This window comes from Actinacidiphila glaucinigra, from assembly GCF_035918135.1.
In the GTDB taxonomy this organism is placed as follows: Bacteria; Actinomycetota; Actinomycetes; order Streptomycetales; family Streptomycetaceae; genus Actinacidiphila; species Actinacidiphila glaucinigra.
Genome location: NZ_CP109144.1, coordinates 2,831,612 through 2,851,571 on the forward strand (window position 1 = coordinate 2,831,612; position 19,960 = coordinate 2,851,571).

Sequence of the window (19,960 nt, forward strand, 5' to 3'; positions counted from 1 at the left end):
TCACTGGTCCGCGCCCTCCTCGTCCTCGTCGGAGTCCTCGCCGGCCGAGGCCGGCGAGCCGGTGGGCTCGTAGACCAGTGCGGCGCGGTTGTCGGGCCGCAGGGTGGCCGCCGCGACGGCGCGCACCTCGTCGGCGGTGATGTCCAGGATGCGCTTGACTGCGGTCAGGGCCAGCTGCGGGTCGCCGAACAGCACGGCGTACCGGCACAGTTCGTCGGCGCGGCCGCCGACGGTGGCGAGCCGGTCCAGCCATTCGCGCTCGAGCTGGGCCTGGGCCCGCTCCATCTCCTCCGGGGTCGGGCCCTCCTCGGCGAAGCGGGACAGTTCCTCGTCGACGGCCTCCTCGACGGCGGGCACCTCGACGCCGCTGGACGTCTTCACGTCGAGCCAGCCGAGCGACGGCGCCCCGGCCAGCCGCAGCAGGCCGAAGCCGGCAGCGACGGCGCTGCGGTCCCGGCGCACCAGGCGGTTGTGCAGCCGCGAGGACTCCCCGCCGCCGAGCACGGTCAGCGCCAGGTCCGCGGCGTCGGCCTCGCGGGTGCCGTCGTGCGGCAGCCGGTAGGCGGCCATCAGCGCGCGCGAGGGGACGTCCTCCTCGACGACCTCGCGGAGCTGCCCGCCCATCACCCCGGGGAGTGAACCGTCACGGGGCGCCGGCTTGCCGTCGTGGGCCGGGATGGTCCCGAAGTACTTCTCGATCCAGGCCAGGGTCTGTTCCGGGTCGATGTCGCCGACGACCGCGAGGACGGCGTTGTTCGGCGCGTAGTACGTCCGGAAGAAGGCCCGGGCGTCCTCCAGAGAGGCGGCGTCGAGGTCCGCCATCGAGCCGATGGGGGTGTGGTGGTACGGGTGGCCGTCCGGGTACGCCATCGCCGTCAGGCGCTCGAAGGCGGTGCCGTAGGGGACGTTGTCGTACCGCTGGCGGCGCTCGTTCTTGACCACGTCGCGCTGGTTGTCCAGGCTCTGCAGGTCCAGCGCGGACAGCAGACTGCCCATGCGGTCGGCCTCGAGCCAGAGCGCGAGCTCCAACTGGTGGGTCGGCATGGTCTCGAAGTAGTTGGTGCGCTCGAAGCTGGTGGTGCCGTTGAGGGAGCCGCCGGCGGACTGGACCAGTTCGAAGTGGCCGTTGCCCGTGACGTTCGCGGAACCCTGGAACATCAAGTGCTCGAAGAGGTGGGCGAGTCCGGTACGGCCCTTCACCTCGTGGCGGGAACCGACGTCGTACCAGAGGCAGACCGCGGCGACCGGGGTGAGGTGGTCCTCGGAGAGCACGACGCGCAGGCCGTTGGCCAGGCGGTGCTCGGTCGCGGTGAGGCCGCCGGGTTCTGCCTCCGGCGTGGCCGTGTGACCCATGGGCAAGCTGTCCTTCCGGTCGCGTACTCGTTGTTTTGTGCTGAGACCTGCCACTCTAGGCAGCGGACAAACGGCCCGCGAAGTTCCCGTCACCGCCACGTATGAGCCGGGGGGGTGGTCCGGGCTGTCGGTGGGGCGGTCCACAATGGTCCGCGTCAGTCCCGTGTCCTTATCCGATGAGGTCCAGCCGAAGGAGCAGCGCCCTGATGGCCCGCCGCACCACGAAGACCCCGCCGCCGGACGATTTCGAGGAGCGCATCCTCGACATCGACGTCGTCGACGAGATGCAGGGGTCCTTCCTCGAGTACGCCTACTCGGTCATCTACTCGCGCGCGCTCCCGGACGCCCGCGACGGGCTCAAGCCGGTGCACCGCCGGATCGTGTACCAGATGAACGAGATGGGGCTGCGCCCCGAGCGCGGCTTCGTGAAGTGCGCCCGCGTCGTCGGCGAGGTGATGGGCAAGCTCCACCCGCACGGCGACGCCTCGATCTACGACGCGCTGGTGCGCATGGCCCAGCCGTTCTCGATGCGTGTGCCGCTGGTCGACGGCCACGGCAACTTCGGTTCGCTCGGCAACGACGACCCTCCGGCCGCGATGCGTTACACGGAGTGCCGCACCACCCCCGCCGCGGCGCTGATGGTCGAGTCGATCGACGAGGACACCGTCGACTTCACGCCGAACTACGACGGCCAGGAGCGGGAGCCGGTGGCCCTGCCGGCCGCCTACCCGAACCTGCTGGTCAACGGCGCCTCCGGCATCGCGGTCGGCATGGCCACCAATATGCCGCCGCACAACCTCGGCGAGGTCATCTCCGCCGCCCGCCACCTGATCCGGTACCCGAACGCGGACCTCGAGACGCTGATGCGCCACGTCCCCGGCCCGGACCTGCCGACCGGCGGCCGGATCGTGGGCATGGACGGCGTCCGGGACGCGTACGAGACCGGCCGCGGCACCTTCAAGATCCGCGCCACGGTGTCCGTGGAGGACGTCACGGCCCGCCGCAAGGGCCTGGTGGTGACCGAGCTGCCGTTCACGGTCGGCCCGGAGAAGGTCATCTCCAAGATCAAGGACCTGGTCGGCTCGAAGAAGCTGCAGGGCATCGCGGACGTCAAGGACCTGACCGACCGCGAGCACGGGCTGCGGCTGGTCATCGAGGTGAAGAACGGCTTCCACCCCGAGGCCGTCCTGGAGCAGCTCTACAAGCTGACCCCCATGGAGGAGTCCTTCGGCATCAACAACGTGGCGCTGGTCGACGGCCAGCCGCTCACGCTGGGCCTCAAGGAGCTGCTGGAGGTCTACCTCGACCACCGTTTCGAGGTCGTCCGGCGGCGCAGCGAGTTCCGCCGCGGCAAGCGCCGGGACCGTCTCCACCTGGTGGAGGGCCTGCTGGTCGCCCTGGTCGACATCGACGAGGTCATCTCGATCATCCGCTCCAGCGACAACGCCGCCCAGGCCAAGGAGCGGCTCATCGAGCGCTTCACGCTGTCGGAGATCCAGACCCAGTACATCCTCGACACCCCGCTGCGCCGGCTGACCCGCTTCGACCGGATTGAACTGGAGTCCGAGCGGGACCGGCTGACCGCGGAGATCGAGGAGCTGACGCAGATCCTGGAGTCCGACGCCGAGCTGCGCAAGCTGGTCAGCGCCGAGCTGGCGACGGTCGCCAAGAAGTACGCCACCGAGCGCCGCACCCTGCTGATGGAGCCGGGCGTGACGCCCGTCGCGGCCGTGCCGCTGGAGGTCGCCGACGACCCGTGCCGCGTGCTGATCTCCTCGACCGGGCTGCTGGCCCGTACGGCGAACGGCGAGGCCCTGGCCCCGGGCGACGGCAAGCGGGTCAAGCACGACGTGATCGTCTCGGCCGTCCCGACGACGGCACGGGCCGACGTCGGCCTGGTCACCTCGACCGGGCGCCTGCTGCGGATCGCCGTCATCGACCTGCCGATCCTGCCGGAGGCCTCCGGCGCGCCGAACCTTGCGGGCGGTGCGCCGCTCGCGGAGTTCATGACGCTGGAGCCGGACGAGCAGGTGCTCTGCCTGACCACGCTCGACGAGTCCTCCCCGGGCCTGGCACTCGGCACCGAGCAGGGCGTGGTCAAGCGCGTCGTGCCGGACTACCCGGCGAACAAGGACGACCTGGAGGTCATCGCGCTCAGGGAGGGCGACCGCATCGTCGGCGCCGTCGAGCTGCGCACCGGTGAGGAGGACCTGGTCTTCATCACCGACGACGCCCAGCTGCTGCGCTACCCGGCGGGCCAGGTGCGCCCGCAGGGCCGCCCGGCGGGCGGTATGGCCGGCGTCAAGCTGACGGACGGCGCGAAGGTGATCTCCTTCACCGCGGTCGACCCGTCGGCCGACGCCGTGGTGTTCACCCTCGCCGGGACCCGGGAGACGCTCGCCGGGGCCGAGGAGGGCACGGCCAAGCTCACGCCGTTCGACCAGTACCCGCGCAAGGGACGGGCGACCGGCGGTGTGCGCTGCCAGCGCTTCCTGAAGGGCGAGGACATGCTGCTGCTCGCCTGGGCCGGTGGCACCCCCGCACGCGCCGCCACCTCGACGGGTGCGCCGGCCGACCTCCCGCCGAAGGACCCGCGCCGGGACGGCTCGGGCGTGGCCCTCACCAAGCGGGTCTCGGTGGTCGCCGGGCCGGTGTGACCGGCGGGCCCACAGCGATGAGGGGCGCGGCACCCGGTGCGGGTGCCGCGCCCCTCGGTGTACGCGGTGTCAGGACGCGTACGCCTCCGTCCCGCCGGATCAGGCCGGGTCGTCCAGGCGCAGCCACACACAGGTGTCCTGGGGCAGCCGGCCGTCCTCGGCGAGCGGGCCGCTGGCCAGCAGGAGCCGTCGGTGCGCGGGGAGCCCGACGTGGTCCGCGGACAGGTTGAGCACGCAGGCGAAGCCGCCCTCACGACGGAAGGCGAGCACGTCCCCGGGACCGTCGAGCCAGTCCATCGGGCCCTCGCCGAGGCCGGGTTCGGCGCGGCGGAGCTCCAGCGCCGTCCGGTACAGGCTCAGCATGGAGCCGGGGTCCGTCTCCTGCGCCTCGGCGGTGTAGCGCGCCCAGTCCGCCGGCTGCGGCAGCCAGGGACGGTCGCCCCCGAAGCCGTACGGCGGTGCCTCCCCCGACCAGGGCAGCGGCACCCGGCAGCCGTCACGGCCCGGGTCGGTGCCGCCGGAGCGGAAGTACATCGGGTCCTGGAGCAGTTCGGCCGGGATGTCCTCGACCTCGGGCAGCCCCAGTTCCTCGCCCTGGAAGAGGTAGACCGAACCGGGCAGGGCCAGGGTCAGCAGGGCGGCGGCGCGGGCGCGCCGGGTGCCGAGCTCCAGGTCCGTGGGGATGCCGTGGGCCTTGGCGGCGAAGGCGAAGCCGGTGTCGCGGCGTCCGTAGCGGGTGACGGTCCTGGTGACGTCGTGGTTGGCCAGCACCCAGGTGGCCGGCGCGCCGACCGGGGCGTGCGCGGCGAGGGTCCCGTCGATGGAGGCGCGCAGCCGCTCCGGTTCCCAGGGGCAGGCCAGGAAGTCGAAGTTGAAGGCGGTGTGCAGCTCGTCGGGACGCAGGTAGCGGGCGAAGCGCTCGGTGTCCGGCAGCCACACCTCGCCGATCAGCACGCCGTCGTAGGGGTCGGCGACGGACCGCCACGAGCGGTAGATGTCGTGCAGTTCGTCACGGTCGATGTAGGGGTGCGGGTCGGTGCCCTCCACGAAGTCGGGCAGGTCCGGATCCTTGGCGACCATGGCGGCGGAGTCGATGCGCACTCCCGCCACGCCGCGGTCGAACCAGAAGCGCAGCACGTCCTCGTGCTCCTGCCGCACGGCGGGGTGGGACCAGTTGAGGTCGGGCTGCTCCGGGGCGAACAGGTGCAGGTACCAGTCGCCGTCCGGGAGCCGGGTCCAGGCGGAGCCGCCGAATTGGGAACGCCAGCCGTTGGGCGGCAGTTCACCGTCCTCGCCGCGACCGGTGCGGAAGTGGAACAGCTTCCGCTCGGCGCTGCCCGGCCCTGCCTCGAGGGCCGCCCGGAACCAGACGTGCCGGTCGGAGACGTGGTTGGGGACGATGTCGACGATGGTGCGGATGCCCAGGGCGCGCGCCTCGGCGATCAGCTTCTCGGCGTCGGCCAGGGTGCCGAACGCCGGGTCGATGGCGCGGTAGTCGGCGACGTCGTAGCCGCCGTCGGCCATCGGCGAGGGGTACCAGGGGCTGAACCAGAGCGCGTCCACGCCCAGCGCGGCCAGGTACGGCAGTCTGGACCGCACCCCGGCGAGGTCGCCGGTGCCGTCCGCGTCTCCGTCGGCGAAGCTGCGTGCGTACACCTGGTAGATGGCGGCGCCGCGCCACCACGCGTCGGTGGCCTCGGCCGGGTGGGTGTCTGCCACGTGACTGGTCCTTTCGGGCAGCTGGGACCGCGCCGCCCGCCCCGTGGCGGGCGGCGTGGTACTGGACGGGTGCGGCCGGAGGCCGTCGGGGCCGGGCCTCAGCCCTTCAGGCCGCCGGCGGTCAGGCCGCTCATGATGTTGCGCTGGAAGACGAGGAAGATCAGCAGGGTGGGGACGGAGGCCATCGCGATGGCCGCGAGGAGCCAGTTCTCCGGCACCCCGCTGGCGAGGGAGTAGATGCCGACGTTGAGGGTCTGCTTGGTCGGGTCGTTCAGGGTGAGCATCGGCCAGAGGAAGTCCTTCCAGACCCCGACCACCGCGAAGATGGAGACCACTCCGAGGATCGGCCGGGAGATCGGCAGGACCACCGACCACAGGGTCCGCATCTGCGAGGCCCCGTCGATCGCGGAGGCGTCGAGCAGTTCCTGCGGCACCGAGTCGAAGAACCGCTTGAGCAGGAAGATGTTGAAGGCGTTGGTGACCGAGGGGAGCCAGATCACCCAGGGCGAGTTGAGCAGGTTGCGCTGGAAGATCGGCACGTCCAGGACGGTCAGGTACTGCGGTACGACCAGGACCGTCGCCGGGATCATCAGCGTGGCCAGCATCATCCCGAGGATCGCCTTGCCGAACACCGGGCGCAGCTTGGACAGCGAGTAGGCGGCGGCGACATCGAGGACCAGCTGGAAGGCGAGCGCCCCGAAGGCGTACCAGAGGGTGTTGAGCAGGAGGTGGGACAGGTCCATCACCTCCCAGGCGCTCGTGTAGTTCTCCGGGTGCAGGGCCTGCGGGAAGGTGGTGGGCGGGATCCGCGCGAACTCCTCGGTGCTCTTCAGGCCGTTGGAGGCCATCCAGTACAGCGGGCCGAGGAAGACCAGCGTGAAGGTGGTGACCACCAGGGTGAGGACGGTCCGGTAGAGGATCCGGCCGCGCCGGCTCGCCAGCTGCGTCGGCGATATCAGCGTTCTCGTGCTGCTCATCGGTGTGTCCCGTCCTACTCGTCCGCGGCGCGGCTGAGCCGCACGTAGCCGGCGGAGAAGATCGCCAGCAGTACGAGCAGCACCAGGCCGAGCGCCGCGGCACCGCCGTAGTTGTTGAAGCTGAAGGCGTACTGGTAGATCAGGTAGACGACGGTGGTCGTGGACCCCTCCGGGCCGGAGCCGCCGGTCAGCAGGAAGGGTTCGGTGAAGACCTGCATCGTGGCGATGATCTGCATCAGCAGCATCAGCGACAGAATGAGCCGGGTCTGCGGGACGGTCACGTGCCAGATCTTGCGCAGCAGTCCGGCGCCGTCGAGTTCGGCGGCCTCGTACAGCTCGCCGGGGATGCCCTGGAGGGCGGCCAGGTAGATCAGGGTGGCGCCGCCCATGTTCATCCAGGTGGAGGCGATGACCACCGAGAGCATGGCGGTGTCGGTGGACTGCAGCCACTGCTGGGTGGGCAGGTGCAGCGTCTCCAGGATGCGGTTGAACAGGCCGTACTCGGGGTTGTAGAGGTTCTTGAAGAGCAGCACCGAGGCGACCGGCGGCAGCATGACCGGCAGGTACACCAGCAGCCGCAGATAACCCCGCGTGTGCCGCATCTCGTTGAGCAGCAGCGCCACGAAGAAGGGCACCGCGAAGCCGAGCAGCAGGGCCAGGCCGGTGAAGAGCAGGGTGTTGCGCCAGGCCTGCCAGAACGCGGGGTCGTGGAAGACGTAGTTCAGGTTGGACCAGCCGACCCAGGTGGTCTGCCCGCCCTCGGTCTTCTGGAAGGCCAGCAGGAACTCCCGCACCATCGGGTACCAGGAGAAGAACGCGAAGCACAGCACGGCGCCGATCAGGAACGCGTGCGCGGTGAGGTTGCGGCGCAGGGCGCGGCCGGCCCGCCCCGGACGGCGGCCGTCCGGGGCGGGGCGGCGCACCGTACGGCGCGACCGGCTCTTCGCGGGAGTGCTGGCGGGCAGGGTGGGGGCGCTGGGGGCCGACATCGTCGCTCCTGGGTGCCGGGGGCCGAGGGGGCCTGGGCTACTGGTTGGCGAGGACCTGGTTGACCTGGGTCTCCGCGGTGGACAGCAGCTTGGCGGCGTCCGCGTTCTTGTTGGTCAGGACGCCGGACATCACGTTGTCCAGGACCTTGTAGATCTCCTGGGCCTTCGGCGGCTCGGCCTTGCCGGGGACCGGGTTGTCCATGAAGGCGCGGAAGTTCTCGACCGGCATCGTGGCGCTGGCGGCCTTCAGCTGGTCGTCCTCGGTCTTGCTGGCACCGGTGAAGAAGGCCGGCTGGGGCAGACCGACGGGGAGGCCGTCCGCCTTGCTGCGGGCGTAGTCGAACTGGCCCTTGCCGGGGGTGAGGGTCTTGAAGTTCAGCCAGGCGATGGCGGCCTTGATCTTGTCGGGCGAGCTGCCCTTCTTGATCATGTAGTCGTTGCCGCCGAAGAGGGTGGCCTTGCCGCCGGGGATCGGGCCCATGCCGAAGTTGGCGTAGTCGGCACCGAGTTGCTGGACCATGTACGTGATGTCGTCGGGCGCGGCCAGGAACATGCCCAGCTTGTCGGCGGCCATCTGCTTCTGCAGGTCGCCCCACTTCAGCAGCTGGGTCTGGCCCATGCTGTTGTCGGTCCAGCGCATGTCGTGCAGGTTCTGCACGATCTCCTTGCCGAGGTCGGTGTTGAAGGCCGCCTTGGTGCCGTCGGCGGACACGACCTCGCCGCCCATGCCGTACATCGTCGCGGTGTAGTGCCAGCCGCCGGTGTTCTGCGCGCTGTACTCGCCGTAGCCGGACACGCCCTTGCCGAGGCCCGCGACGGCCTTGGCCGCGCTGCGCACCTCGTCCCACGTGGCCGGGGGCTTGTTGGGGTCGAGGCCGGCCTGGGTGAAGAGCTTGCGGTTGACGAGCAGGCCCATGCGGTAGTTGCTGGTGGGCAGGCCGTAGAGCTTGCCGTCCTTCTTCAGCACGTCGAGCACGTTGGAGTCGATGTCCGCCAGCGCCGGGACGGTCTTGTCGGTGACGTACGCGCTGATGTCCGCGGCGCCGTCGTTGTCGAGCACCTGCTGCAGGTCGGTGAAGTACGTGTAGAACACGTCCGGTTGCGACTTGGCCTTCAGCGCGGCCGTGAACCGGGCCGGCTCCTCGCACTGACCGGGCGTCGACTTACCGTCGATCGTCACGTTCGGGTATTTCTTGTTGAAGGTGGCGACGTCCTCCTTCCACTCCTTGAGCTCCGCCTTCTTCGCGGCCGGCGGCATGCAGTCGATGGTCAGCGTGACCTTGGCCTTCGGGTCCAGCGGGGCGGTGGGGTCGGACGAACCGCCGCCCGCGTTGTTGTCGTTGTCCGCGCTGCTGCTGGTACCGCAGGCGGTCAGGGCGGCCAGGGCCAGCGCGGAGACGAGCGCGGCCGCGGTGGCACGGCGGGCGGGGCGGAACCAGGAGCTTCTCATCGGTGGTCCCCTTCGGGCATGAGCGTGGAAGCCCCCGACCACACGCAGCGGGGGCGTCGCACACTCAAGCACCACAAACAGATGTCCGCAATATCTCGCGCAGATTTCGCAAAACATTGACCGCCTTGCGCAGCTCGCCAACGAAGGCCGCGAACACCGGGCACGGGGCGGGAACCCCGAGGCCGCAAACGCGGACCGGGCGGTTCCGACGATGTCGGAACCGCCCGGTCCGCCGGACGCGGCGACCCCTCAGCCGCGCACGGGCCCCGTCGTCCCGCGGACGACCAACTCCGGCTCGTAGAGCAGCTCGTCGGAGGCCACCTGCTTGCCCGCGATCTTCAGCGCGAGCAGCTCGACGGCGGTACGGCCCATCGCCTCGATCGGCTGCCGCACCGTGGTCAGCGGCGGGTCGGTGCAGGTCATGAACGCCGAGTCGTCGTAGCCGACCACGGACACGTCACCGGGGACGGACAGCCCCAGCCGGCGCGCCGCCCGCACGGCGCCCAGCGCCATCGGGTCGTTGGCGCAGATGATCCCGGTGACCCCGCGTTCCCAGAGCTTGGCGGCCGCGGCCTGGCCGCCCTCCAGGGTGAACATCGCCCGCCCCACGTGCTCGTCCGGCAGCGACCCGCCGCCCGCCGCGGCGGCCGCCCGCGCCGCGATCAGCTTGCGCCGCGACGGCATGTGGTCGGAGGGCCCGAGCAGCAGCCCGATCCGCTCGTGGCCGAGCGAGGACAGGTGCCGCCAGGCCTGCTCGACGGCGACCGCGTCGTCGCACGACACCCTCGGGAAGCCGAGGTCCTCGATGGCGGCGTTGATCAGCACCACCGGCAGGTTCCGCTCCGCCAGCAGGCGGTAGTGGTCGTGCGGCGCGTCCGCCTGCGCGTACAGGCCGCCGGCGAAGACCACGCCGGAGACGTGCTGCTGGAGCAGGAGCGAGACATAGTCCGCCTCCGACACCCCGCCCGCGGTCTGGGTGCACAGCACCGGCGTCAGCCCCTGCTGGGCGAGGGCCGCCCCCACGATGTCGGCGAAGGCCGGGAAGATCGGGTTCTGCAGCTCCGGCAGCACCAGCCCGACCAGCCGGGCGCGGTTCCCCCGCAACTGCGTCGGACGCTCGTACCCCAGCACGTCGAGCGCCGTGAGCACCGCCTGCCGGGTGCCCTCGGACACCCCCGGCTTCCCGTTCAGCACACGGCTGACGGTGGCCTCACTGACCCCGACCTTCTTCGCTACTTCGGCAAGCCGTCGCGTCATGAGCGCAAGCATACGACATGACATGCAAGTGGTTTGCGCTCTTGCGCAAGTCCATCGAGACGCGGGGGACGCGGCCTGCCGCCGGTACGGGCGGGGCGGAAGCGCAGCCTTACTGGTCATCGGGGGCAACGCCGACCTCGTGCCCTCGGCCGTCGGCGCCGTGGAGCCGGGCCTCGTGATCGCCCCCGGGCTCCGGCCGGGACTCGGCCGCACCCTTGGGACAGGTGGCGCCGGCACGCCGCGAACTCGCCCGGATCCATGCGCGGTTGGACCGTGTGCCCGGAGATGGACTTCGCGGGCCACGAGCCGTCACATCGCTCTGCCGGCGGCTCCCTGAGGGCCTCGGCGGTGGCCCATACTCTGTGTCTCGTCCGAACGTTCTGGGAGAGTCATGACAAGTAGGTTCACGGAGCTCACCGTCGACTGCCACGATCCGGAGAGGCTCGCGGCCTTCTGGTGCGAGGTCCTGGACTTCGAGGTCATCGACCGGAGCGAGGGCAAGGTCGAGATCGGCTCCTGGGTGCCGACCGTCGAGGAGGTCCGGGCCCGCCAGATGCCGCCGACCTTGCTGTTCGTCCAGGTGCCCGAGGGCAAGGCCGTGAAGAACCGCCTTCACCTCGACGTCAGCCCGATCGACGGCAGCACCGAGGACGAGGTCACCAGATTGCTCGGCCTGGGCGCCACCAGGACGGACGTCGGGCAGGGCCCGGACCGGAACTGGGTGGTCATGGCGGACCCCGAGGGCAACGAGTTCGACGTCCTGCGCACCCTGGCACCGCAGCACTGAGCCGCGACCGGGCACCCGCACCCCGTCGCACGCCGCCACCGCCACCGTGCCGAGAGAACCAGGTGCGGCCCGACGCGGCAGGGCCTCGGACGGCCACCACACCGCGCCTCGGGCAGTACGGGAGGGGCAGGAGGGCCGCGGGTGGTGCGGAAGGTTAGGCTTACCTTCATGAGCACCTGCACCTCCGCGTCCAGCTCCCTGGCGGAGCCCGTCGCCGCGACGGCGGCCACCGCGCGGACCTGGCTGCTGCTGGAGCAGCCGGGGCCGTGGGGCCCCAAGGCGCTGACCGGGAGCCATCTGGATCCGCGGGTGGGCCGCGCGCTGGAACACGCCGCGGACCGGACCGGGGTACGGGTCGGGCTGATCCGCCGGCCCGGGAGGCATGCGGACCGGCACGACGTACGGCGGCGCACGGCGTACGTGGCGCACACCGTGCCGGGCGGTACGTGGGTGCGGGAGGCGGTCGTCGAGGACCCGGGCGCTCTGCTGGGCCTCGACTTCGAGGCGCTGGGCCGCGGCGACCACCGCGGTTTCGGGATGCCGTACGAGGGCGACCCGCTCGCCCTCGTCTGCACCAACGGCAAGCGGGACCGCTGCTGCGCCCTCAAGGGCCGGCCGCTCGCCGCGGAGCTGGCCGCCTCGGGGCTCGGCGAGGTGTGGGAGGTGACCCACCTGGGCGGGCACCGTTTCTCGCCGACGATGCTGGTACTGCCGTACGGCTACGCCTACGGCCGGGTCGACGCCGGGCTGGCCCGCCAGGTGCTGGCGGCCGCCCGCGAGGGCGACATGGTGCTGGAGGGCTGCCGCGGGCGTTCCGCGTGGGAGCGTCCGGGCCAGGCCGCCGAACTGGCCGTGCGGCGGCTGACCGGCGAGGTGCGCGCCGAGGCGCTGACCGTGGACGGCGAGCACGGCACCCGCGTGCGGCACCTCGACGGCCGGACCTGGGACGTCGAGGTGACACCGGTCGCGGCGGAGCCGCCCCGGCCCGAGAGCTGCGGGGCGGCCCTGGGGGCGCCGCTGCGGATGGAGATCAGCGGCATTCAGCCGGCGCTCTTGACGAACTCCGTCGTGTAGGTCTTGCCCAGGTCCACCTCGGCGTTCTGCAGGTTGGGGTTGAACGCCTTGAGGACCCGCTCCACCGTCTCGGGGCCGCCCTCGGGCATCACTCCGTCCTTCGTGAACATCGGCAGCGTGCTCTCGATCGCCTTGACGTAGAGCTCCTGCCCGCCGCCCTGCGCGTAGTCGGAGGGCATCTTCGCGGCGATCTCCGCGGCGCTGTGCGTGGACATCCAGCGCAGCGTCTTCACGAAGGCGTTGGCGAGCTTCTGCACCGTCTCCTTGTGGCCGTTCACCCACTCCGTCCGCATGTAGAGGCTGGAGGACGGGTACAGCCCGCCGAGCGCCTGCTTGGAGCCCTCCGGGGTGCGCATGTCGATGAGCACCTTGCCGAGCCCCTTGTCGAGGATCGTGGCCACGGTCGGGTCCGTGGTCATGCCGCCCTGGATCGAGCCCTGCTCCATCGCGGAGATGAAGGTCTGGCCGGCGCCGACCGCGACCGGGGTGAACTCGCTGGTCTTCACGCCGTTGCTGACGGCGAGGTACTTGGTGAGGAAGTCCGTGGACGAGCCGATGCCGGTCACGCCCAGCTTCCTGCCCTTGAAGTCCTCGGCACTCGTGAGGTCCCCGGCCGCCTCGTCGGAGACGATCTCCACCTCGCCGGGCGCCTGCGAGAACTGCACCACGGACTCCACCTGCTTGCCCTTCACCTGCAGGTCGAGCGTGTGGTCGTAGAAGCCCACGGTGCCCTGCACGTCGCCGGAGACGAGCGCGGTCTCGGCCTGCACGCCGGCCGGCTCGGTGAGCAGTTCGACGTCCAGGCCCTCGGCCTTGAAGTAGCCGAGCCGCTCGGTGAGCATCGCGGGCAGGTAGATGACCTTGTCCAGGCCGCCGACCATGATCTTGACCTTGTCGCCGCCCGAGCCGGAGGCGGAGTCCCCGCCGCAGGCGGTGAGCGTGGTGAGGGCGAGGGCGGAGGCGGCGACCGCGGCTGCGGCCTTGAGGGGCGTGCGCATGTGGTTCACGTCCTTGTGAAGGGGGTGGGAGAAAGTCGGTGGGAGTCAGCGGTCGGAACCGGCCTCGGCCGGTTTCCAGCGGAAGAGCCGCTTCTCCAGGAAGGTCAGCAGGCCCTCGGCGAGCAGCGCGACGACCGCGAGGATCGCCATCGCGGCGTACACGCCGGCGGAGTTGAAGGTGCCCTGCGAGGCGGCGACCAGCAGGCCGAGGCCCTTGGTGGCGCCGATGTACTCGCCGACGATGGCGCCGATGAGGGCGAAGCCGAAGCTCACGTGGAGGCTGGTGAAGATCCAGGAGGTGGCCGAGGGGATGACCACCTGGAAAGTGACCTGCCGGTCGCGGGCGCCCAGGATGCGGGAGTTGGCGACCAGGTTGCGGTCGACCTCGCGGGCGCCCTGGAAGGCGTTGAAGAAGACCGGGAAGAAGACGAGGACGACGGCGGAGGCCACCTTGGAGGCCGGACCGAGTCCGAACCAGATCAGGAAGATCGGCGCGAGCACGATCCGCGGCAGTGCGTTGAGCACCTTGATGTACGGGCCGAGCACATCGGCGAGGAAGCGGATCCGCTCGAGGGCGATGCCGAGCACCACACCCGCGACGACGCCGATGACCCAGCCGAGCAGGGCCTCGTAGAGCGTGTACCAGATCTGCTCCCACAGGGTGCCCTGCGCGGTGCCGTCCACGGCCCAGGTGCGGATCTGCTCCCAGATCCTCGACGGCATCGAGAAGTGGAAGGGGTCGACGGCCCCGGCCCTGGCCAGCCACTCCCACAGCCCGAGCACGGCGACCAGGAGCAGCACGCGGCTGCCGTGGACGAGGTGGCTCCGGTTGCGGGCGGCGCGGGCGCGGGAGCGCGAGCGGTCGGTGCCCGCGGGGTCCTTGGCGACGGTGGCCGAGGAGGCCGCCACGGTCTCAGGCGACATCGGCCGCGCTCCTCTCGCGGGTGATGCGGACCTCTTCGCCGAGCGAGGCCCAGATCTCCCTGTAGATCTCGATGAACCGCGGCTCCAGCCGCACGGACTCGACCCGGCGCGGGCGCGGCAGGTCGATCTCGAAGACCTCCTTGACCGTGGCCGGCCCGGCGGTCATGACGACGACCTTGTCGGCGAGCGCGATGGACTCCTCCAGGTCGTGGGTGACGAAGACGACCGAGGCGCCCGTGCCGGACCACAGTTCCAGCAGCTCGTCCGACATCAGCGCGCGGGTCTGCACGTCGAGCGCGGAGAAGGGCTCGTCCATGAGCAGGATCTCGGGGTCGTTGACGAAGGTGGCGGCGAGGGCGACGCGCTTGCGCTGGCCGCCCGACAGCTGGTGCGGATAGCGGTCCTCGAAGGCGGACAGGCCGACGCGGGTGAGCCACTCGCGGGCCCGCTCCCTGGCCTCGGTCTTGGGCACGCCGCGGAAGCGGGGGCCGGCCATGACGTTGGACAGCACGGTCCGCCAGGGGAAGACGGCGTCCTGCTGGAAGACGAAGCCGACCTTGTCGCCGATGCCGCGCACCGGCTCGCCGGCGACCAGCACCTCGCCCTCGGTGGGCTCCTCCAGCCCGCTGACCAGGGTCAGCGTCGTGGACTTGCCGCAGCCGGTCGGGCCCACGACGGCCACGAACTCCCCGCGCCCGATGGTCAGGTCGAGGTCGCGGACGGCCGTGTGGAGGGCCCCGGACGGGGTCCGGAACGCTTTGCTCGCACCCCGCAGTTCGATGGCGGGGCTGGTGTGTGTGCTCATGCGCCGGGACGGTAGGTGCGGCCCGGGTCACGGCGGCAGCCTTGCGGTCACAACTCCGCCTTGTGCCCACAACCGGCTGTTCTGCTCGTTTTGCTCGCGCTACAGCAACGAAAGGGCCACGGGGGCTGGGCAGCGGGCCCCGGCCGCGTTTACGTTGCGTTCACAGCAGGGCAAACGGACGAGCGAATTCCGCAAGGGCGCGGAACACCGGGAAGGGCAGGGGTGACGTCGATGCGGATCCGCTGGCCCCGCCGTGTCTTCGCCCAGGTGCTGCTCGTCCAGGTCGCCCTCACCACCGGCGTGATCACCCTGGCGACCGGGCTGTTCCTCGCCCCGCTCAGCTCCCAGCTCGACCAGCAGGCGATGCGGCAGGCGCTGTCGATCGCCCAGACCACCGCCGCGACGCCGGGGCTCGCCCACGACCTGGTCAGCACCCGGCCGAGCGTCACCGGCCCGGTGCAGGAGGAGGCCGAGCGGATCCGCCGTGCCACCGGCGCCCTCTACATCGTCGTCATGGACACCCGCGGCGTCCGCTGGTCGCACACGGACGTCACCCAGATCGGCCGGCACGTCTCCACCGACCCCAGCGTGGCCCTTTCGGGGCGCGAGATCATGCAGATCGACCGGGGCACCCTCGGGCGCTCCGCGCGTGCCAAGGTGCCGCTGCACGGGGCCGGCGGCAGGATCGTGGGCGCCGTGTCGGTGGGCATCGCGTACGACAGCGTGCGGGAGCGGCTGCTGGCCACGGTGCCGGTGCTGCTGCTGTACGCGGGCGCCGCGCTCGGGGTCGGCGTCGTCGCGGCGCTCCTGGTGTCGCGGCGGCTGCAGCGCAGGACACACGGTCTCGCCTTCGCCGACATCTCCGCGCTGCTCGACGAGCGCGAGGCGATGCTGCACGGCATCCGGGAGGGCGTCATCGCCCTGGACGCCCAGGGCAGGGTGCGGCTGCTCAACGACGAGGCGCAACGGCTGCTGGGCCTCGGCCCGGACGCCTCGGGCCGCGCGCTGGACGAGGTGCTGCCGCCCGGGCGGACGACCGACGTGCTGGCCGGCCGCGTGGCGGGCACCGACCTGCTCACCGTCAGCGGGTCGCGGGTGCTGGTCGCCAACCGTATGCCCACCGGGGACGGCGGGGCGGTGGCCACCCTGCGGGACCGCACCGAACTGGAACGGCTGGGACGCGAACTCGACAGCACGCACGGGCTGCTGGACGCGCTGCGCGCCCAGGACCACGAGCACGCCAACCGGCTGCACACCCTGCTCGGGCTGCTCGAACTCGGCCTGTACGACGAGGCGGTGGACTTCGTCGGCGAGGTCGCCGACGCCCAGCGGGCCTCCGCGGAACAGGTCGCGGAACGGGTCAGGGACCCGCTGTTGTCCGCCCTGCTGGTCGGCAAGTCCGCGATCGCCGCGGAACGGGGCGCGAGCCTGTCGGTCTCCCCGGCCACCTTGCTGCCGGACCGGGTCGTGGACCCGCGCGACCTGGTCACCGTGCTCGGCAACCTCATCGACAACGCCCTGGACGCGGCCCGTTCGCTCGTCGAGGTGGAGCTGCGCGCCGAGGGCACGACGGTCGTGCTGCGGGTGTCCGACGACGGTCCCGGCGTGCCGCCCGAGGCCCGTGAGCGGATCTTCGCCGAGGGCTGGACGACGAAGCGGTCCCCCGCGCACCGCGGCCGCGGGCTCGGTCTCGCGCTCGTGCGGCGGCTCGCCGAACGGTACGGCGGCATGGCCCGGGTGACCGCCCGCGCGGGTGGTGGCGCGGTCTTCACCGTCGTCCTGCCGGAGGCGCTGGCGGGGGCGGAACTGACCACGGCGGTGTCCGAGGCATCCGTGGCATCCGCGGGGGGAGCACGATGATCGACGTCATGGTCGTGGACGACGATTTCCGCGTCGTCGAGATCAACGCGGCGTACGTCGCCAAGGTCCCCGGATTCCGGGTGACCGCCCGTGCCCACACCGCGGCCCAGGCGCTGGCGACGCTGGAACGCATGCACGTCGACCTCGTCCTGCTCGACCACTACCTGCCGGACGAGACCGGCCTCACCCTGGTGCGGCGCATGCGCCAGCTCGGCCACACCGCGGACGTCATCATGGTGACGGCCGCCCGCGACGTGGCGACCGTACAGGCGGCGATGCGCTTCGGCGCGCTGCAGTACCTGGTCAAGCCGTTCAGCTTCGCCGGACTGCGGGGCAAGCTGGACGCCTACGCGGCGCTGCGCCGCACGCTCGACGGCGTCGGCGGGCGCGGCGAGGCCGGCCAGGAGCAGGTGGATCGCATCTTCGGCGCGTTGCGCACCGCCGGTGCGGCGCCGGCGGAACTGCCCAAGGGGCACTCGGCGCCCACCGCCGACCTGGTGCGCACGGTCCTCACCGAGGCCGCGCGGCCGCTCTCCGCCCACGAGGTCGCCGAACGGGCGGGCATCAGCCGCTCCACCGCGCAGCGCTACCTGAAGTTCCTGGAGCGCGAGGGCCGGATCAGCCTCACCCTCAAGTACGGCGACACCGGCCGCCCCGAGCACCGCTACGCGTGGGCGCGGAGCGGCTGATCCCGTTCACCGGCGGGCGAGTTCGTGGCTCAGCGCCCGTGCCGCCGCGCACACCACGGGAGCGACGCGATCCGGCCGCAGGCCCCGCGTCGCCCCCGTGACGGAGACGGCGGCGACGGGGAGGGCGCGCGGGCCGAGCCGCGGCCCGTAGACGGGGGCGGCGACGGCGGACACGCCGACCTCGGCCTCCTCCCAGTTCACGGCGTAGCCGCGGGCGCGGGTGCGGACGAGGTCCTGCTGGAGCAGCCGCGGCACGACGATGGTGCGCGGGGTGCGGCGGCGCAGCCCCACGCCGAGCACCGCGGCCAGGCCGGGCGGGGTCCCGTAGGCGAGCAGCGCCTTGCCGGTGGCGGTGCAGTACGCGGGAAGGCGGCCGCCGACCCGGGAGATGATCTGCATCGAGCGGCGGCCGGTGAGCTTCTCCAGGAAGACGGTGTCGACGCCGTCGACGACGGCGAGGTGCACGTTCTCGTGGGTGGCCTCGTACAGCTCCTCCATGAACGGCAGCGCCGCCTCGCGCAGCCGCCGGTGCGGCACCCGCTGGCCCAGTTCGAAGAGGGCGAGGCCGAGCCGGTAGCCGTCCGTCCCACGCTCGACGAGGCCGACGGCGGTCAGTTCGGCGAGCAGCCGGTGCACGGTCGACTTGGGCAGGCCCGTGCGGGCGGCGAGTTCGCCGAGCGGGATCCCGTCCTCGCCGGCGGCGAAGGCGCCGAGCAGTGCGGCCCCGCGGGCCAGCATCGACTGACTGCCCGTCGCGGTGGCGTCCTCGGCGCTCACGGGTGCCCCCGCAAGGGCACCTCGACGAGCAGCGGGCCGTCGAGGCCACGTACCGCCGCGACGGTCCGCGCCAGTTCCTCCGTGCCGTCCACGCGGACCGCGGGGATGCCGAAGAACCGGGCGGCAAGGCGCCAGTCGAGCTCGCCGAGGTCGAGGCCGGGACGGGGGACGACAGGGCCGCCGCCCCGGGCGCCGAGGGTGTCCTTCAGGGTGCGGTACTCGCCGTTGGCCATCACGACGAACAGGACGGGCACCCGGTGGTGCGCCGCGCTCCACAGCCCCTGCAGCCCGAACATCGCGCAGCCGTCCCCCAGCACGGCCACCACCGGGCGTTCCGGCGCGCCGAGCCGGTGGCCGACGGCGGCGCCGATCCCCCAGCCGAGGCCCCCGCCGACCGTGTGGACGAAACCGCCCGGCCGGTCCCGGCGCAGCACGCCGCGCAGGTGCACCCCCACGGTGATCGACTCCTCGACGAGCACCGCCTCCTCCGGCAGCGCGCCGGCCAGGGCGTGCGCGGCGGCGAGCGGGTCGAGCGGGGCGCGGCCCCGGGCGGACCGCGCCCGCAGCTCCAGCCGGTCCCGTGCCTCCGCGTGCCGTGCGCCGGCCTCCCGTGTCCGCTCGCGTGCTGTGTCCTCGGGGACGAGCCGGGTCAGACGGCCGGCGAGTGCGGCCAGTGAGGCCTCCAGCGCGCCGGTGAGGCCCAGGGCGACGGGGAAGTTGCGGCCCGGCTCGGCGGGGTCGGTGTCGATCTGCACGACCGTCAGGTGTTCGGGCACGGGCGGGCCGGGGCTGTAGTGGTGCGGGGTGAAGGCGCGACAGCCGGCGATCAGCAGCGCGTCGTGGCCCTTCAGCCGCTCGTGGATGCGGGCGTTGACGGGCGGCAGCGGCCCCGCGTACAGCGGGTGGGAGCCGGGGAAGTCCAGATGGTCGTTCATCGGCTGGTGGTAGGTGACCGCGCCGAGCGCCTCGGCGACCCGTACCAGCGCCGCCACCGCCCCGTCCCTGCCGACCCCGTCACCGGCGACGACCGCGGGCCGTTCGGCGGCGGCGAGCAGGGCGGCCGCCCGGTCGAGCCCGCCGGCCGGTCCGGGCGGCGCGAGCGGCGAGCGCGCCGGGACCTCCACGGGCACGGCGTCCTCGAGGACGTCCATCGGCACGGAGACGAACACCGGCCCCCGCGGCGGCTGCCGGGCCAGCGCGAAGGCGCGGCGCAGCACGAGCGGCAGGTCCTCGGGGCGGTGCACCTCCTCGGCCCGTTTGGCCGCCCCGGAGGCCAGGGCGACCAGGTCCCCGGCGAGCATGGGGTCCTGGAGCAGGTGGCGCCGGTCCTGCTGGCCCGCCATGACGACCAGCGGGGTGCGCGAGCGCCGGGCGTTGAGCATCCCTATCAGGCCGTTGGCGGTGCCCGCGGCGATGTGCAGACTGGCGAAGGCGGGACGGCGGGTGGCCCGGGCGTAGCCGTCGGCCATGGCGACGACCGAGCCCTCCTGGACGCCGAGGACGTACTCGGGCACGGCCCCCGGTCCCGACAGCGCCTCCATGAGGGGCAGTTCGGTGGTGCCCGGGTTGCCGAAGACCCGGTCGACCCCCTCGTCGGCGAGGATCTCCAGCAGGGCCCGCAGGGCGGTCGTCATGGCGGGGACG

16 protein-coding genes are annotated in these 19,960 nt (G+C 72.1%); 5 read left to right on the top strand and 11 right to left on the bottom strand.

Annotated elements, in window-relative coordinates; translation table 11 throughout:
* Nucleotides 1-1,353: a M16 family metallopeptidase gene (locus OIE69_RS12400; RefSeq protein WP_326572035.1), complete on the bottom strand. Its 1,353-nt coding sequence runs from the start codon at nt 1,351-1,353 to the stop codon at nt 1-3.
* 206 nt (nt 1,354-1,559) lie between these two features.
* Between OIE69_RS12400 and OIE69_RS12405 the strand changes: the two genes are divergently transcribed.
* Complete coding sequence (locus OIE69_RS12405) at nt 1,560-4,010, top strand: DNA gyrase/topoisomerase IV subunit A (protein WP_326572036.1); 2,451 nt, start codon at nt 1,560-1,562, stop codon at nt 4,008-4,010.
* A gap of 99 nt (nt 4,011-4,109) precedes the next feature.
* Here OIE69_RS12405 and OIE69_RS12410 read toward each other — a convergent pair whose 3' ends face one another.
* The 5 genes from OIE69_RS12410 to OIE69_RS12430 form a co-directional block, all read right to left on the bottom strand.
* Complete coding sequence (locus OIE69_RS12410; RefSeq protein WP_326572037.1) at nt 4,110-5,729, bottom strand: glycoside hydrolase family 13 protein; 1,620 nt, start codon at nt 5,727-5,729, stop codon at nt 4,110-4,112.
* A gap of 98 nt (nt 5,730-5,827) precedes the next feature.
* Nucleotides 5,828-6,706: a carbohydrate ABC transporter permease gene (locus OIE69_RS12415; RefSeq protein WP_326572038.1), complete on the bottom strand. Its 879-nt coding sequence runs from the start codon at nt 6,704-6,706 to the stop codon at nt 5,828-5,830.
* A gap of 14 nt (nt 6,707-6,720) precedes the next feature.
* Nucleotides 6,721-7,695, bottom strand: a complete 975-nt coding sequence (locus OIE69_RS12420) for a carbohydrate ABC transporter permease (protein ID WP_326572039.1) — start codon at nt 7,693-7,695, stop codon at nt 6,721-6,723.
* 37 nt (nt 7,696-7,732) lie between these two features.
* Nucleotides 7,733-9,145 carry an extracellular solute-binding protein gene (locus tag OIE69_RS12425; protein ID WP_326572040.1) on the bottom strand — a complete coding sequence of 471 codons (1,413 nt, stop codon included), beginning with the start codon at nt 9,143-9,145 and terminating at the stop codon, nt 7,733-7,735.
* Nucleotides 9,146-9,394: 249 nt separating this feature from the next.
* Entirely contained in the window at nt 9,395-10,402 is a 1,008-nt protein-coding gene (locus OIE69_RS12430) for a LacI family DNA-binding transcriptional regulator (protein WP_326572041.1), read from the bottom strand.
* A 391-nt stretch (nt 10,403-10,793) separates the two neighbouring features.
* Between OIE69_RS12430 and OIE69_RS12435 the strand changes: the two genes are divergently transcribed.
* Entirely contained in the window at nt 10,794-11,189 is a 396-nt protein-coding gene (locus OIE69_RS12435; protein WP_326572042.1) for a VOC family protein, read from the top strand.
* Between the two features lie 168 nt (nt 11,190-11,357).
* Nucleotides 11,358-12,263 carry a sucrase ferredoxin gene (locus OIE69_RS12440; protein WP_326572043.1) on the top strand — a complete coding sequence of 302 codons (906 nt, stop codon included), beginning with the start codon at nt 11,358-11,360 and terminating at the stop codon, nt 12,261-12,263.
* Here OIE69_RS12440 and OIE69_RS12445 read toward each other — a convergent pair.
* From OIE69_RS12445 to OIE69_RS12455, 3 genes are read right to left on the bottom strand one after another with little or no spacing between them, the layout of a single operon-like run.
* Nucleotides 12,230-13,261, bottom strand: a complete 1,032-nt coding sequence (locus OIE69_RS12445; RefSeq protein ID WP_326572044.1) for an ABC transporter substrate-binding protein — start codon at nt 13,259-13,261, stop codon at nt 12,230-12,232. The two genes, OIE69_RS12440 and OIE69_RS12445, sit on opposite strands and share 34 nt — an antisense overlap.
* A 45-nt stretch (nt 13,262-13,306) precedes the next feature.
* Nucleotides 13,307-14,185 (bottom strand): ABC transporter permease, encoded by an 879-nt coding sequence (locus OIE69_RS12450; RefSeq protein ID WP_326572045.1) that lies wholly within the window; start codon nt 14,183-14,185, stop codon nt 13,307-13,309.
* On the bottom strand, nt 14,175-14,990 hold the full coding sequence (locus tag OIE69_RS12455) for an ABC transporter ATP-binding protein (protein ID WP_326572046.1): 816 nt from the start codon (nt 14,988-14,990) through the stop codon (nt 14,175-14,177). The genes OIE69_RS12450 and OIE69_RS12455 overlap by 11 nt, the downstream gene beginning before the upstream one ends.
* A gap of 231 nt (nt 14,991-15,221) precedes the next feature.
* On the opposite strand from OIE69_RS12455, the gene OIE69_RS12460 reads away from it, so the two are divergent.
* The gene (locus OIE69_RS12460; protein WP_326572047.1) at nt 15,222-16,850 is read left to right on the top strand and encodes a sensor histidine kinase; all 1,629 of its coding nucleotides are present in this window, start codon (nt 15,222-15,224) and stop codon (nt 16,848-16,850) included.
* Nucleotides 16,847-17,539: a response regulator gene (locus OIE69_RS12465; RefSeq protein WP_326572048.1), complete on the top strand. Its 693-nt coding sequence runs from the start codon at nt 16,847-16,849 to the stop codon at nt 17,537-17,539. Before OIE69_RS12460 ends, OIE69_RS12465 begins: the two co-directional genes overlap by 4 nt.
* A gap of 6 nt (nt 17,540-17,545) precedes the next feature.
* Here OIE69_RS12465 and OIE69_RS12470 read toward each other — a convergent pair whose 3' ends face one another.
* Nucleotides 17,546-18,316: an IclR family transcriptional regulator gene (locus tag OIE69_RS12470; RefSeq protein ID WP_326572049.1), complete on the bottom strand. Its 771-nt coding sequence runs from the start codon at nt 18,314-18,316 to the stop codon at nt 17,546-17,548.
* Entirely contained in the window at nt 18,313-19,950 is a 1,638-nt protein-coding gene (locus OIE69_RS12475) for a thiamine pyrophosphate-binding protein (protein ID WP_326572050.1), read from the bottom strand. Before OIE69_RS12475 ends, OIE69_RS12470 begins: the two co-directional genes overlap by 4 nt.
* Nucleotides 19,951-19,960 lie beyond the last annotated feature (10 nt).